Origin of the sequence: Stenotrophomonas sp. 22385, assembly GCF_052045085.1 — a bacterium.
GTDB lineage: Bacteria > Pseudomonadota > Gammaproteobacteria > Xanthomonadales > Xanthomonadaceae > Stenotrophomonas.
This window is the reverse complement of record NZ_JBQEOG010000001.1, coordinates 240,970-255,769: the sequence shown is the minus strand read 5'-3', so window position 1 is coordinate 255,769 and position 14,800 is coordinate 240,970. Positions and strand designations below refer to the sequence as shown.

The following is a 14,800-nucleotide window of genomic DNA, read 5'->3' as shown; positions in this document are numbered from 1 at the left end:
TTCCACTGCGGGCTGCGGAATCCCTGCCGCACGCCTTTTTTGATCATTCGCGGTCCTCGCACGCAGCGACGCACTGCGTCGCGCCCACCAGCGTGGCGAACGCCTCGCCCGGCCATGCGGCACCGCCTGCGATAACCGACACGCTGTCGCCGGCCCTCGCGCGTTTCCTGCGACGCTGCCCGCTGCTGCCCTCGGAACTTTCCCTGCTCGAAGGCCGATTGCGGCATCTGCTTTGCGAGGGGTCGCCCGATGCGCTGGGCAAGTATGTCTCGCAGGTCGTCAAGGACATGCCGCTGGCCGAGCGTCCGGGCGCGCTGGAGCGGGCGCTTTTCAACCGGGATGCGGGGCCGTCGTGTGCGACGGATGCATGGCGGCAGGAGTGCGCGCGGGTCGTGGCCAGCCTTGTCAGCGGCATTGGCCGTCTGCAGTGTCAGCGCGCGGCCGGCATTGCACTGCATGCCGTAGCCAACCTTGCCGTGGGTGCCCAGGGTGCGCAGTGGCTGTCGTGGTCGCAGCAGGCGATGGCACTGCCCCGGCTGCTGCAGGAAGGTTCACCGCTGGCATGGCTGCGCTGGTTGTGCCAGCTTCCCTTGCCCTCACTGCGCGGCGGCGCCTGGGTGGAGCCCTTGATCGCCTTGCTCCCCGGTGCCCTGGAACCGCTGCTTCAGCATGCTGACAGCGCCCACGACGCACTGCATCGGCAGTTGCAGCTCCCGACGTCCCCGCTGCGCGTGATCCTGCTGGCCACCACATGGGCGCTGTGGTTCCGCCAGCAGCCGCCCGCCCCGCCGGCCACGGCCGTTGGCCGCCAGCTGACGCGGTTGCCGGCCGCCCTGGACCAGTTGGACCTGATCGGCGGCGCCGCCCGCCGCCTGCTCACGGCACCCCCTGCAGCCGTAACGCTGCTGCCGGATACACTCATGCTGCCCGCTCCGCCCGCCGCACGCTCGGCCGGAGAGCGCGCACGTCTGCTTGGCCCCGCATTGCCCGCACTGGCGGCCGCCGCGCTGTCGCCTGCGATATCTCCGCTCCCGCGGCATCCACGCGCCGCCACCGCAGCGTGTGCATTGGCCACTGCAGCGGCGGGCGGCGGCCTGGTCGCCTGGGCGCTGCACAGCGCCTACCAGACAGCGGTGGCGCAGATCGGCGAACGGATCGAGCGTGTGTTGTTCCTGCAGCCACCCAGCCGGGAAGCGAGGGCGTTGGGCGAGGCACTCGCCCTGCGCGCAGCCGTGCTGCCGGTGGGCGAGGACATCGCGGCGCGGGCCCGCGTGGTGCTGGACCTGCCCGTGACACGCGGTGCACCGGACTTCCGCCAGGCGCTGCGCGCCCTCTGTGGGCTTGGCGATGACGTCGACGGGCCGCTGATCGACGCCGCGACAGGCTGGGCATTGCGCCGGCCGACCCGCTCGCTGGCCACGTCCGAACCGGAGCAGCCGTCCAGCACGACCGTGCAGGACGAGGCCGCCGTCCAGGATCAGGTCGCGCTGATCGGTGCCCTGTGGTCGCTGCGGGATGCCGCATCCGCTGCAGGCAGTGCCGCACTTTCCCGCATTGCATTCAATCCTGCGCCGGACTCGCCGTTCGCGCGTGCGCTGCTGTCCGTGCACGGGCAGCTTGGATGGTTGTACCGCCAGGACGATTTCCTTGCGACCCTGTACGCCGAGCGCCTGCCCCCGGCCTCGCTGGTGGTCTGGAATGGCACCCTGAGCGGTACGCGCGCCACGTCGGGAACGGTGGTCGCGCTGCATCCAGCGCCGGCGGGGACCGACCGCCCTGCATGGTCGTCACTCACCCAGGTGCTGCTGGACGACCTGCACCGCAACGTACTGGACGCGGGCGGCTGCTTCGACAACGCGGTCGAGGCACGCCTGGCCTGTGCGCTGGGCTTCTATCTGGGGCAGGAGGTGGCCACGCAGACATACACGCTTTCCGCGCTGGACCCGCTCATCCGACGCCTTGAGCGCGCGGTGCAGCAGTTGCCGGACGGCCATATCGCCCCCACCAACGAGACGGTGACGCTGCAGCGACTGCACGCGGAGGTGCGGCAGGCCCGGAGCATACCGATCCGAGGGCTCGAACCAACGTGGAGCCGCTGGCGACCAGACCCGCGCTCGCACCTGGGGCACAACACGGCGTTGGGCCGCAGCCTGCTGCTGCAGGTCTCGCAGCATGCCGAGGTCATCGCCCTGTGCTGGCACCACCACGTTGATCCGGCACAGCTGGTCTACCCTGCGCATGGCCCGGTTCAAGCCCACGCCCTGCAGGGCGCGCGCAGCGTGGCCCTGTTCGAAGCGGGCCATCCCCCGGCCGCATTGGCGGCGCTCGACACGATGCTGCGCGGGATCGCCACCCTGCTGCATGCGCCTGTGCGCTCGGACGGCCGCCTGCGTGTCCCGGAAATGCTGGCCTACTACGCCGCGCCACTGCCCGCCATTCCAATGGATGACGACCACTTCGACGCCAGCCTGGCCAGGCTCGAGGCCCAGCTGGCACTGCAGCATCCGTCGCCGCGGGCAAGCGCACGGGTCGAGGTGCAGTGGGACGTGCGCAGCGACTCGCCGGCGCAGCAGGACCACCAGCGACTGCTGGACCGGCTGTGGGCGCGGTTCGATGCTGCGCCGCCAACCCTGGATGACGCGATGGCACACCAGATCCTGCTGCCGACCTTCCCCTCCCCACTGCATGCGGCATGGCGCGATGCCCAGCAGCAGCTGCAGCGGGTGTTTGAACAGACCGAGGTATGGTTGGAGATGCGCCGGGTCAACGCGTCCTACCAGTCGCTGCGGGCCAACACCGATGGACTGACCGCCAGTGTGCGCGGCTCCGGGCAGAGCGTGGTGATCATCGGTGGTCTCAGTGCCGCGCTCGCGCCTTCACTGGCCCAGCCACGCGAAGCGCTGTACCGGATGACCGACCGCCTGGGAAGGTTTTCACCGGGCACGTCGGTGCCACTTCTCAATGCCCTGCAGTTCCATGGCGCGATCCCGCTGCCCGTGCGCCAACCCTGCGCTCCAGCCGCGGCATGTACGCAGGCGCAACTGCTCGATGCGATGGCGCGGATTCACCAGCACTGGCAGCAGCATGCAGCGCCGTTGCCACGTTGGCAGGAGGCAAGCAATGAACTCCAGGACCTGGGCCGCGTACTGATGCACCGGCCGTCCGCAGGCACGGCGCTCTATCGCCCAGCACTGGGCACGTCGACCGCGGCAGTGCTGCAGACCGCCCTGCAGCCCCTGGCGCAGCTCATCGCCAGCCCGGAGGTGCTGGAGGCAACGGCGGAGCTGCCCCTGCCACTGCGCTGGGTGGCGGTCAACGCAGCCGGGCACGTGCGCCTGCAGGACCGGCTCGGCAACGCGCATGCGTTCAACGATAGCGCGTCCTGGCAGCACGGCGGCGCCCTGGCGCGGCTTCGCGAGGTGGCCGGCCGACTCGGCGGCCAGGTCCGGTCTGATGGCCGGGTTGTCGTGTCCGACAGCCTGGCCGCGCACGGGGGGTGTGGTCCCGATGAGGTGACCCATCCTGATGGCGCCGAACGCTGCGCCGAGCGCCTGCTCGGCGAACTCCGGCTCGGCATGCGCCCCGAGCTCCTGCACGCGGCCGACGCATTGAGTGCCACGGATGTCGAGCAGGTCCGCCAGACCACCACCCGCTTCCTGGCCCAGCGCGCCCCCGCCGGCCAGACCCTGCTGGAGTATCTGGCCCTTCCACTGCTTCAGCGCGGAGAGATCGCGCCCGAGCAGCTGCACCGCAGCAGTCACTACGTGGCGAGCATGGCCCGCACACCGCGGGCCCTGGCCTTGCAGACCGCGCTGCTGCGCGATCTCGGCTGGTACATGGGCAGCGCGGCCGCGCCCACCTCGCCGACGCTGCTGGGCAGCCTGACCCGCGAAGCGATCATTCTGGACCTGGGCCCCGCGTCCCGCCGCGATGCGGGGATCCTGCTCGGCTACCGGCTGCACAAATACACCAACCAGGGACGCACTTTCGTGCAGATCCGCGAGGATTTCCGCGAGTACCTGCGCGGCATGGGCCGCATCCCGGACTCGCTGCTGGGGCTGGCAGAAACCCTGGCGCTGCAGGACCTGGCACCGGAGCTGCTCCCCGGCGACGTTCCAGCCAATCTGGTCTACGGCAGCACGATCGCCTCGGTGCACTACGCCAGCGCTGTGCACCTGGCGGAACGGTTGCGGCGCGGCCTGTCCCAGCAGATGCGGTTCAGTGAACTGGTCAGCTTCGCCGCCGACCTGGCCGCGGACAGCGGAACGCCCGACCTGGTCAGGCAGTTGATCCTGGATGCCCGCCGACTGCCGACCCTGGACTGGTATGTGTTGCGCCAGCTGGAGCACGCCTCGGCACTGCCAGTGCCGGTCGGGGACCGCATCGAGGCCGCGCTGCGCGCCTTCGACCTGCGCGTGGCCGAGATCGAGCGCGCCATCACCGATGTGCTGGCACCCCTGCCCTATCGCATGCCCCTGGTCGAAGCGGAAATACGGCGGGTATTCCCACGGTTTCCCGGCGTGCTCGCCGACCAGGCCTGGAACTCCACGGACTTCCGCCTCTGCGACGACGAGAACCACTTCGCCAGCAGCTTTCCGTTTTTCGAGATCGTGGCGGCCGGCGCGCTGCGCAACGGGACGGGGCACTGGCGCCCCTGCCGAAGGTTCGCGCCGCCCTCACCGCTCAATCCGGGCCAGGGCAATCCGCGCTTCGAGGCCGCCCAGCAGGACGCTTTTGCGCTCATGAAGCCCGGCTTGGCCCGCATGGCCGACATCAACGCCCGCTACCAGAAACGCTTCGATGCCTATTTCCGCAAGGCGCAGCGCGGCTATGGGGTGCTGATCGAAGAAGCGCTGTTCCAGCGGCCGGAAGAAGAGCGTGCGGCACTGCGGCGTGGCGATGTGGAGATATTCACTCTACGCACGCATGAACCGGATCTGGAGGCGCAGCAGGAAACCCGCAACGATACCGATCCCTACCGTGGCCGCTTCGGCGTGCTGTATACCCTGCAGGTGGACGGGCGGCCGCGCCATTTCCAGCTGTTCCCGCTGCAGAGCAGGATCGTGCCGCTGGCATTGGACGGGCCGCTGCCCATCGGCGGGCAGCTGCAGAACCGCAAGGTGCGCCTGCGCAGCGGCAACGTCGCGACGATACGCGTGCTTCGGGGCACGCCTCTGGAGGTGGACTGGGAAGCGTATGCATCTGACCGCGCACCGGTCAGTGGCAGGTGTTCGGATGTGATCGTCGAGCCGCTGCTGTCACGCGCGGCAGACGTCGACGCCAACGCCAACGCCAACGCCAACGCCAACGCCACCCGATCACCCTTCCACGCGTTGGTCGAGCCGGTGCGGAACGGCTTCTTCTGGCTGGACGCGGCCGCGTTTCGTCACGAAGGCTGGGCCCCCACGCACTACGAGGAGCATCTGCAGGATGCACCGCTGTGGCTGAAGACCGTGGACTTCTTCGTTCCCTTCGTGGAGAACCTGCGCGGAATCTCATCGCCGAACCGCAACACGTTCGCGATGGCGGTTTTCGGGCTCTACCTGGAGGCGATCATCGTGGTCGGCCCGGTCGTCGGCGGCATGGCCAAGGTGTTGATGCGGCCGGGTCTGAAACTGACCCTGCCGCGCTTCGCCGAGCTGTCGCGGGTACTCGGGCACGGCACCCTCGATGCACTCAACCCCGCAGCCGGCAGCCTGGCGTTGCTGCGGATCGGTTCGGGCGTGGTGCAGCGAACTGCAGCCGGCAATCTGCGCTTTCTCTGGGCGATGGTAGACCCACAGCGCCCGCACGCGCGTGCCGTGGGCGTGCGTTGGGCGATGCGCGAGGGCATGGCCATTGCCAGGGAGGACGGTTCGCTGGCATCGCCACTTCACGAGATCAGGATCCGCACCGTGGATGACGTCCCCCATGTCCTGGTGGCGCCGGCGGCCGGCGATGGCCGCAGCCTGCACCTGGTCGACCCCGGCACGCTTACGTTGCACGGCCCGGCGCTGCAGGAGCAACTCGGCGAAGGCGGCAGCGGCGCCGCCGGCATGCTGATGAAGGTGGGCGGCAGTCCGCGCACCCCGCATGTCTCCCCCGGCAAGGCGCTCAAGCCGATCAAGCAGGGGCCCAAGGCGTCCGAAGAACAGCTCGACGACGACCGGTCGCCCCTCCAGCCCCCCGTGATTGTCCTGCCGGACCAACCGGGCCGCCTTCCGCGCGATGCGCGCACCTGATGCGCGTCCTGTTGCAGGTCGTCACGGTTCACGCGGGGCGTGTGCTTCGCCGACCAGGTGGATATCGGTCGGCGCAGACAGCGCGATGCCGGACGCCGCGAGCTTCTGCAGCAGGGTGAAGTACAGATCGCTGCGCACCCCGTACACCGCACGCGGACCCGACGTATAGGCGAAGCTGTTGATCGCCACCTGGCCGTTGGCGATGGAGTCGATGAACACCGACGGCGCCGGATCGGTCAGTACGCCCACGTGTTCGGCGTATGCATCCAGCAGGACCTGCCGAACCGCGGCCACGTCAGTATTGAGCGGCACGGTGAACTGGATCTGGATCCGACCCTGCGCGCTGCCCATGGTCATGTTGCGGATGGTCTTGGTGATCAACTCGGAGTTGGGCACGATCAGCGTGGACTTGTCCCCCACCTGGATCTCGGTGGAACGCACGTTGATGCGCTTGATGTCGCCCTCCTGGTCGCCCAGCTTCACCCAGTCGCCGATCTTGACCGGCCGCTCGGCCAGCAGGATCAGTCCCGAGACGAAGTTCTGGGTGATCGCCTGCAGGCCGAAACCAATACCTACCGACAATGCACTGACAAGCAGCGCCAGCCGTTCAAGCCCGATTCCCAGGGCAGTCAGGCTCCACAGCACGGCCGCGATGATGCCCAGGTAACGCGTCACCGTACTGATGGAGTTGCGTGCGCCGGCATCGAGCTCGGTCTTGGGCAGATACGTGTCGGTCAGCCAGCGCTGGAAGGTCTGCATCGCCGCCCAGACCAGCAGGAACGCGATCACGGCATACAGCACGCTGCTGGGTTTGAGGGTCAGGTTCTTGCCGAGGGGGATGCCCTTGGACAGCGTGTCCAGGCCACCGTAAAGCGCGCTGAGGTTGCCCAGCGGCGCAGTCAGCGCCATCACGGCCAGCAGGATCACGCAGATACGCAACCCCGCCGACAACAGCACGCCGGCCTGCACCACCCGCGACTCGCTCAACCCGGTGGTCAGCAACACCGTGCGGCCCACGCTGCTGGTCGGGCACAGCAGCCAGGTCGCAAGATCATCGGCAAACTTCATCAACAGCGATGCGGCCAGCAGCACCACGGCGCCCCAGACCAGCTGCTGGGCGACGAACAGGGCGAGGTTGAGGTAGCCCAGCAGGGTGGCGATCACCGCAGCGGCCACTACGATATGGCCCGCCAGGCGTGCGATGACGATCCAGCCGCTGCGTCGCGCGGGGCCCTTGGCCTTGCCGTCCGATTGCGCCTGCGCCTCCAGCTTGGCCGCCGCCTCGTCGGTCTGGCGCCGATGCAGGCGGGCCAGCGAGACCAGGATGGCGACGATCAACGCCATGTAGGTGATGGCAACAAGGCCGTCTACCGCCACCGTGGTGATCGCGCTGGTGCGCGCGGCGCGGTTGAGCGCCATCAGCACGATGCTGATCCAGGTCAACGCGGCCGCACCCCAAGCGTACTTGCGCAGGCGCCACGCGGCGGCGTCATCCAGGTTCAGCAGGCGCCACGAGGGGCGCTTGGGCACCAGCAGCGCGGCACTCAGGGCGGTGATGAACGCCGCGATATAAGTGGCCACCTGGATGGCGAACACCACTTTTTCCAGCCGCGCCGGAATCGCGCCGATCGCATCCAGCGCCCCGAAGAACACTACGCAGGCCAGGCCGGGCAGCATCGTGCCGACCAGCAGCAGCCACACCGCCAGACCCGAGCGGCGCAGGCGCCCATCCGGCGCCCGTTCGGATTGCGCGTACCGGCGTCCGGCTGCACGCAGCCACAGGCGCAGCGGGAAGAACAGCAGCAACGCCACCGCCAGTCCGGTCAGCGGCGCCGTCCAGCCATGCTGCGCGATCGCTTTGCGCGCGGTGGTTTCCGCCTGCCGATAGATCTGCCCCAGTTCCTGCAGGTCGGCAGGCACATCCCGGGCGAACTTGCGCCACAGCGAAGGCGACAGCGGCGAATTGACCTTTCGGGCCAGGTCCTCGCTGAGCTGGGTGACGCGCATCTTTTCGATGTCCGCGCCGAGCTGCCTGGCATCCACCGCAAGCAACCTGGCCCGCGCCACGGCGGCGGCGATATCGGCGCGCTGCTGGGTCAGCGACCTGCGCTGCTGGGCCACGTCGCGCGCTTCCACGGTGCCTTCGGGCACCGTTCCCAGCTGCATGAGGCGGGTATCGAGCTGGTCAAGCTCCGGCTGCAGCGTAGCCTGTGCATCGTCGGCGTCGCGCTGCACGGCCATGGCCCGTTCGAACAACGGCGTGAGCGTCTCGCGGGTTTCCGCGTCCGGCAGCGCGGTGCGGATTGCCTTCAGCTCCCTGTCGGCCTGGTTGAGCTGGGTCTTGGCTTGGGCCGCCGGGTCGTCGGGCGTCTGCGCCCATGCCCCGGGGGCCATGCACAGCCAGGTGGACAGCAACAGCCCGGCCAGCGGCCGCAGCAGGGGAAAACGATGACGGAAGGACAAACCAGCACCCAGGGTTCACGCGGACATGCAGCGGACTATAAACCGGGTCTCGTTCACACCGGGTATGCAGCTCAGTACTTCAGGCGCAGTTCCTCTACCTGCGGCTCCAGGGCCGCGTACCAGTCCTGGAATTCCTCCTCGCTGATCTCCTCCGGCGCATACACCACGATTTCGTCCCACGCATGGTCGGTCGGCAGCGGTTGGCGCGGGCCGGCCCGCAGCGAGTAGCTCACGCCCTCGTGGTCCACCACATCGTCCACCGTTTCCCATTGTGCGCGGGCGAAGCCGCTGTCGCTCTTGAGCAGGATCACCTGGTACATCCGCACCTCCATTGAACCGGTCCCGGCCAGCATAGCGCCGCGTCGGCGCTCCCGGCATGACGGCACCACAACGTACCGTTCCAGCTTGCACCGCGGCTTCACTCCGCCATGGCGGCAGCCCGGGCATGTTGGCCTCCACCTCTCCAACGATGCCCACGATGACCGCCCACCCCGACCTGAAGACCGTTCCCGACCTCAAGCTGCCGCGCTACCTGGGCACCTGGTACGAAATTGCGCGGCTGCCCATGAGCCACGAGCCGGTCGACTGCACCGATGTAACGGCGAACTACAGCCTCAACGACAAGGGCCACGTCAAGGTCGTCAACAAATGCCGCGTGGATGGCGAGATCGAAGAAGCCGTAGGCGAGGCCTGCCCGGTCGACGAGAACGACCCCGCTCGGCTGCAGGTCACCTTCCTGCCCAAGGGGCTGCGCTGGCTTCCGTTCACCAAGGGCGACTACTGGGTCATCCAGGTGGCGCCGGACTACAGCGTGGCGCTGGTCGGCAGCCCGGACCGCAAGTACCTGTGGCTGCTGGCGCGCGAGCCGCACCTGGATGCCACCACCCAGGAGCATTACCTGGCGCAGGCGCGCCAGCAGGGCTTCGACCTCACGCCACTGATTCACACCCCGCAGACCGGCCACCCCACTGCCTGATCGCCAATGGACCTCAAAAGCGGGTACCCCTTCTGGGCCGTCAGCAACGGGCTGATGCACGCCTTCCCACCACTGCGCGGGGACCGAAGCTGCGACGTGCTGGTGGTGGGCGGCGGCATCAGCGGCGCGCTGATCGCCAACGAGCTGTGCGCGCACGGCCATGACGTGGTGCTGATCGAGCAGCGCGACATCGGCTGGGGCAGCACCGCCGCCAGCACCGCGTTGCTGCAGTACGAGATCGATACGCACCTGATCGACCTGGCCAAGCGCTACGGCGAGCGCGATGCAGTGCTCGCCTACCGCGCCTGCGCCGAGGCGATCCCGGCGCTGCGCGAGGTGGCCGCCGGTTTCCGCGGGGTGGATTGCCACCCCATGCAGAGCCTGTACTACGCCAGCAAGCGCCGCCATCGTTCGCCCCTGCAGGACGAGTACGCGCTGCGACACAAGCATGGTTTCGACGTGCGCTGGCTGGATGCCGATGCGGTGCGGGCGGAGTACGGCATTTCCGCGCCCGGCGCGATCCTCAGCGCGCTGGCCGCGCGCGTGGACCCCTACCAGCTCACCTACCGGCTGCTGATGAAGCTGGCCAAGGCCGGCTGTGCGGTCCACGACCGCACCGTGCTGCATACCCTGGAGCCCACCGCACGCGGGGTGACCGCCACCACGCCGGAAGGCCTGCGCATCCGTGCGCGGCACGTGGTGCTGGCCACCGGCTATGCCGGCCAGCGCTGGCTGAAGCAGAAGGTGGCCCGCAACCGCAGCAGCTATGCCTTCATTACCGACCCGATCGACCCGGCCACGCTGGGGCCGTTGGCCGACACCATGGTCTGGGAGTCCGCGCGTCCTTACCTGTACATGCGCAGCACCGGCGACCACCGGCTGCTGGTCGGCGGTGAGGACGACACGGTGGACATCCCGGCACGGCGCGACAGCCGGGTGGCCGGCAAGACCGGCACCCTGCTCAAGCACGTGGCCAGGCTGTTCCCGCACCTGCCGCTGCAGCCGGCGTTCTCCTGGGGCGGCACGTTTGCCGAGACCGAAGACGGCCTGCCGTTCTTCGGCCCGCACCCGCAGTGGGGGCCGCGGGTCCTGTTTGCGATGGCCTACGGCGGCAACGGCATCACCTATTCGATGATCGGCGCCGGCCTGCTGCGTGCCCGGATCGAGCGCCGAAAGCACCCGCTGGCGGGCCTGTTCGGGTTTGAACGGCTGGATTGAACGCGGCGACCCGCAAGATGGGTAGGTACCGACCGTTGGTCGGTACCCGTTCAATTACAGGGCCACGACAGGCATCATTCAAGCAACGGCTGCTAGCGTCAGCGCTGTCGGCCGCTTTGCCTGCCCCGGAGCTTCCCATGATCCGCCCGCTTTCCCTGCTGCTGTGCCTGTTGGCCCCCGGTGTCGTGCTGGCGCAGTCCGCTGCCGGTGCCACCGGCCCGCAGTCGGCGACCGATCTGGACCTCTCGGTGCCGCAGAAGCCGATGCAGTACCTCAACGATCCCACCCTGCGTGGCGACCCGCCGGGCACCTTCTATGGCGACAAGAGCGGCCGCCGCGCGCTTGCGCGCGATGGCGCGGCCAACGGCATCGCCGAGGTCACCGACGACAAGCTGCGGGTCAACGGCAGCATCACCACCGGTATCGGCTACGCCAAGGGATTCGGCAACACGCATTACAACGCGGCCGAGTTGAACCTCAACAAGAACTACACCAACGACGACGGCAAGACCCGCAACATGAACCTCAACATCCAGATCAGCGAGGGCAAGGGCCCGGGCTTCTATGGACCGTATGGGGGATATGGCGGGTACGGTCGGGGGTACTGGGACGGCCCGGGCCCGGTGGGCTGGTAACCAGCGCCACGTGCATCAGCAGAAACGGCCGGGGTAACCCGGCCGTCTGCATGTGCTGCCGAGCCCATCCGGCTCAGTCCCACCAGCCATCGCGCTGGCTGGACAACACGCGGCCATCGTGACCGCTCATGCGCACGTCGACGCGCTGGTTGCGGGCATTGCGCGCTTCCAGGGTCCAGGTCGCGCCGTCGCGCTCGACCGATTCGATCTTCGTCAGACCGGCCTTGCCGGCCAGCGAGAGGATCTGCCCGGCATCGAGCAGGGCACGGCCGTCGCGCGCATCGAAGATCTCGCCCGTGGCCGGGTCGATGACCACATCGTCCACGCTGCCATCGGCACGGGTCACATCGGCTTCCCACACGCCGTCGTCGCGTTCCAGTTCGTGGACCTGGGTGTAGCCGGCGGCACGCAGCTTGGCCTGCACGTCGGCAGCGGAGAGATCGGCGGCGAAGGCCGGAGCGGTGGTGAAGGTGGCTGCCAGGGCGGCGGCAAGGATCAGCTTGTTCATGGGGGAGTTCCTGAAAGGGGCACCGGACCATCCCGGCGCCGCCAGTCTGCCAAGCGCCCTTAAGCGGACCATGAGCCTGATTGTCAGGAAACGTTTAAGGACGCCGCGTATACCGTATCCAGCCCTTCCCTGCCCCAATGCCATGACCGCCCTGTCGCTGCTCCTGCCCCTGCTGTTGACCGCCGCCGCGCAGGACCCCATGCGGGTCCTCGATGGCGGCGCGCACCAGCAGCAGGCGGTGCGCCAGGCGGTCGAGCAGGGTCGTTACGTGCCGCTGAAGTCCGTGGTCCAGGACGCCCTGCGCCGCTACCCCGGGCAGCTGCTTGAGGTGGAGCTGGATGATGGCAGGTACGAGATCGAGATCCTCGGTGCCAATGGCGTGGTGATGGAGCTGGACTATGATGCGACCAGCGGCCGCCTGCTCAAGATGGAAGAGGACTGATGCGACTCCTGCTTGCCGAGGACGATGCCCTGCTCGCCAGCCAGCTGCAGCTGCTGCTGGAGGACGCCGGCTACGTGGTGATCCACAGCAGCGAGGGCCGCGACGCCGAGTACCAGGGCCAGGTGGAGGACATCGCCGCGGCGATCGTAGACCTGGGCCTGCCGGGCCTGGATGGCCTGAGCGTCATCGAACGCTGGCGCGAGGCCGGGCGCGACTTCCCGGTGCTGGTGCTGACCGCGCGCACGCGCTGGCACGACAAGCTGGCCGGCTTCGACGCGGGCGCCGATGACTTCCTGACCAAACCGTTCCAGCCCGAGGAACTGCTGCTGCGGTTGCGCGCGTTGATCCGCCGCAGCGCCGGCCATGCCAGCCCGCGCCTGCAATGCGGACCGCTGCGTCTGGACGTCAACGCCGGTCGCTTCGAGCTCGATGGCGTGCTGCTGCCACTGAGCCCGCAGGAACACCGCATCCTGAGCTACTTCATGCACCACCCCGATGTGGTGATCAGCCGCTCGCGGCTGGGCGAGCATGTGTACGACGCCGGTTTCGATCCCGATTCCAATACGCTCGATGTGCTGATCGGGCGGATCCGCCGGAAGCTCGGCAGCACGCTCATCCATACCCATCGCGGCCAGGGCTTCCGGCTGTCGGCGCAGCCATGAACACCCGCTCGCTGCGCAGCCGCCTGCTGCTGGCCGGTGGCGTGGGCATGGTGCTGGTTTCGGCACTGGCCACGTGGTGGCTGGGCGCCATGTACGAGCGGTCGGCGCGGACCGCGATGGACCAGCAGCTGGGCAACGACCTGATCGCGGTGCTGGCCCTGGTGGAAACCGATGCGCACGGTGGCGTGCAGGTGCGCGGCGAGCTGGGCGACGAACACTATCGACGGGTGTTCTCCGGCGCGTACTGGCAGCTACAGGACGCGCAGGGCCACGCGCTTGGGCAATCGCGCTCGCTGTGGGATGAAACGCTCCCGGTACCGGCCACGCTGCGCACCGGGCCCGCCCAGGCATTCGACACGACCGGTCCTCTGCAGCAGCCACTGCGTGCGCTGGCCCAGCAGGTCACCCTGCCCCGCGCGACCACCCCATTGCAGGTGGTGGTGGCCACCGACCGCAGCCAGCTGGATGCGCAGGTGACGGCCTTCCGCCAACGCACCGCGCTGGCGCTGATCGTCCTGATCGCGCTGTGGTTCGCGGTGCTGGTCACCCAGGTGCACTACGGGCTGCGCCCGCTCGCGGAACTGGGGCGCATCGCCGAGCAGGTACGCAACGGCGAGAACGTGCGCTTTCCGCAGCAGGGCCTGGTGAAGGAAGTGGCGCCGTTGGCCGGCGAGCTCAACGCGCTGCTGGACCATCACGGGCGCATGGTGCTGCGTGCGCGGCGCAGTGCTGAAGACCTGGCGCATGCGTTGAAGACACCCCTCACGGTACTGACCACGGAGGCGGCGGGCGACGGCGCGGACTGGCGCAGCACGCTGCGCGGCGAAACCGCACGGATGCAGACCAGCATCGACCGCTATCTCGCCGTGGGTGTCGCCGCCGATCACCAGCAGCGCACGCCGGTGGCGCCGGTCATCGCGGCGCTGTGTTCGCTGATGCAGCGCGTGCATGGCGAGCGCGAGGTGGTGTTCGCCTGCGACGCGGAGGCGGTTGGTGTGTTTGCCGGCGCCCGTGAGGACCTGGAAGAGATGCTGGGCAACCTGCTCGACAACGCGGGCAAGTGGGCTGCGCAGCGGGTGGAGGTAACGGTTGCGCGGAGTGGAAGCAGCCTCACAATCGACGTCAACGACGACGGCAAGGGGCTGCCGGAAGACGATCTCGAACGCGTGCTGGGGCGTGGCGTAAGGTTGGACGAACGCACCGCGGGAAGCGGGTTGGGCTTGGCGATCGTGGCCGATATTGCCGAGAGCTACGGCGGCAGCCTGGTGCTGCGCAATGGCACGCCGGGGTTGCAGGCGATGTTGACGTTGCCAGCGGGTTGACGGCGCTACCGGGTTGAGTGCATCCACCAACAGTCGATGGCATCCAGCACGATATGCACCATCAAGCCGATCCCGAACAACCGCGTCTTCTTCGGTACGCACAAGCCCGCATAGATTGCGATGGCCGGGGCGGTATGCAGCGGATGGAAGCCGATGCTGCAGCGGTTCGGTGCATAGATCGGATCGGCCAGCAGGTGATCCAGGTCGATGATCCAACCCAGCAGCAGCAGCGCCCAGGCCGACAGGAACCGCTTGCGCCAGAACATCCACGCCAGCAATGCCGGCACGGCCGCGTGCAGGAACAGATGGAAAATGGCGCGACTGCTCATCAGGCAGCCGCGCCGCACGTCGCG

11 protein-coding genes are annotated in these 14,800 nt (G+C 68.5%); 7 read left to right on the top strand and 4 right to left on the bottom strand.

The window, feature by feature from the left end; genetic code table 11:
* Positions 1 to 218 precede the first annotated feature (218 nt).
* On the top strand, positions 219 to 6,221 hold the full coding sequence (locus ACTJI4_RS01030; protein ID WP_440868282.1) for a hypothetical protein: 6,003 nt from the start codon (positions 219 to 221) through the stop codon (positions 6,219 to 6,221).
* A 21-nt stretch (positions 6,222 to 6,242) separates the two neighbouring features.
* Here ACTJI4_RS01030 and ACTJI4_RS01025 read toward each other — a convergent pair whose 3' ends face one another.
* Both ACTJI4_RS01025 and ACTJI4_RS01020 read right to left on the bottom strand, forming a co-directional pair.
* Positions 6,243 to 8,615 (bottom strand): DUF3772 domain-containing protein, encoded by a 2,373-nt coding sequence (locus tag ACTJI4_RS01025; protein ID WP_440868617.1) that lies wholly within the window; start codon positions 8,613 to 8,615, stop codon positions 6,243 to 6,245.
* Between the two features lie 140 nt (positions 8,616 to 8,755).
* Entirely contained in the window at positions 8,756 to 9,004 is a 249-nt protein-coding gene (locus ACTJI4_RS01020; protein ID WP_440868281.1) for a hypothetical protein, read from the bottom strand.
* A gap of 158 nt (positions 9,005 to 9,162) precedes the next feature.
* Between ACTJI4_RS01020 and ACTJI4_RS01015 the strand changes: the two genes are divergently transcribed.
* The 3 genes from ACTJI4_RS01015 to ACTJI4_RS01005 all read left to right on the top strand — a co-directional run bounded on the left by ACTJI4_RS01015 (position 9,163) and on the right by ACTJI4_RS01005 (position 11,513).
* On the top strand, positions 9,163 to 9,660 hold the full coding sequence (locus ACTJI4_RS01015) for a lipocalin family protein (protein WP_440868280.1): 498 nt from the start codon (positions 9,163 to 9,165) through the stop codon (positions 9,658 to 9,660).
* Positions 9,661 to 9,666: 6 nt separating this feature from the next.
* Positions 9,667 to 10,878, top strand: a complete 1,212-nt coding sequence (locus ACTJI4_RS01010) for an NAD(P)/FAD-dependent oxidoreductase (protein WP_440868279.1) — start codon at positions 9,667 to 9,669, stop codon at positions 10,876 to 10,878.
* Between the two features lie 137 nt (positions 10,879 to 11,015).
* Positions 11,016 to 11,513 carry a hypothetical protein gene (locus tag ACTJI4_RS01005; protein WP_440868278.1) on the top strand — a complete coding sequence of 166 codons (498 nt, stop codon included), beginning with the start codon at positions 11,016 to 11,018 and terminating at the stop codon, positions 11,511 to 11,513.
* Positions 11,514 to 11,586: 73 nt separating this feature from the next.
* On the opposite strand, the gene ACTJI4_RS01000 is transcribed toward ACTJI4_RS01005, so the two are convergent.
* On the bottom strand, positions 11,587 to 12,021 hold the full coding sequence (locus ACTJI4_RS01000) for a PepSY domain-containing protein (RefSeq protein ID WP_392922587.1): 435 nt from the start codon (positions 12,019 to 12,021) through the stop codon (positions 11,587 to 11,589).
* 142 nt (positions 12,022 to 12,163) lie between these two features.
* On the opposite strand from ACTJI4_RS01000, the gene ACTJI4_RS00995 reads away from it, so the two are divergent.
* From ACTJI4_RS00995 to ACTJI4_RS00985, 3 genes are read left to right on the top strand one after another with little or no spacing between them, the layout of a single operon-like run.
* Positions 12,164 to 12,463 (top strand): PepSY domain-containing protein, encoded by a 300-nt coding sequence (locus ACTJI4_RS00995; protein ID WP_440868277.1) that lies wholly within the window; start codon positions 12,164 to 12,166, stop codon positions 12,461 to 12,463.
* A complete protein-coding gene (locus tag ACTJI4_RS00990) occupies positions 12,463 to 13,125 on the top strand; it encodes a response regulator transcription factor (protein WP_282243195.1) in 663 nt (220 codons plus the stop codon). The genes ACTJI4_RS00995 and ACTJI4_RS00990 overlap by 1 nt, the downstream gene beginning before the upstream one ends.
* Positions 13,122 to 14,447, top strand: a complete 1,326-nt coding sequence (locus ACTJI4_RS00985; protein ID WP_440868276.1) for an ATP-binding protein — start codon at positions 13,122 to 13,124, stop codon at positions 14,445 to 14,447. Before ACTJI4_RS00990 ends, ACTJI4_RS00985 begins: the two co-directional genes overlap by 4 nt.
* Positions 14,448 to 14,452: 5 nt before the next feature.
* Here ACTJI4_RS00985 and ACTJI4_RS00980 read toward each other — a convergent pair whose 3' ends face one another.
* Positions 14,453 to 14,776, bottom strand: a complete 324-nt coding sequence (locus tag ACTJI4_RS00980; RefSeq protein ID WP_440868275.1) for a DUF6122 family protein — start codon at positions 14,774 to 14,776, stop codon at positions 14,453 to 14,455.
* Positions 14,777 to 14,800: the final 24 nt, after the last annotated feature.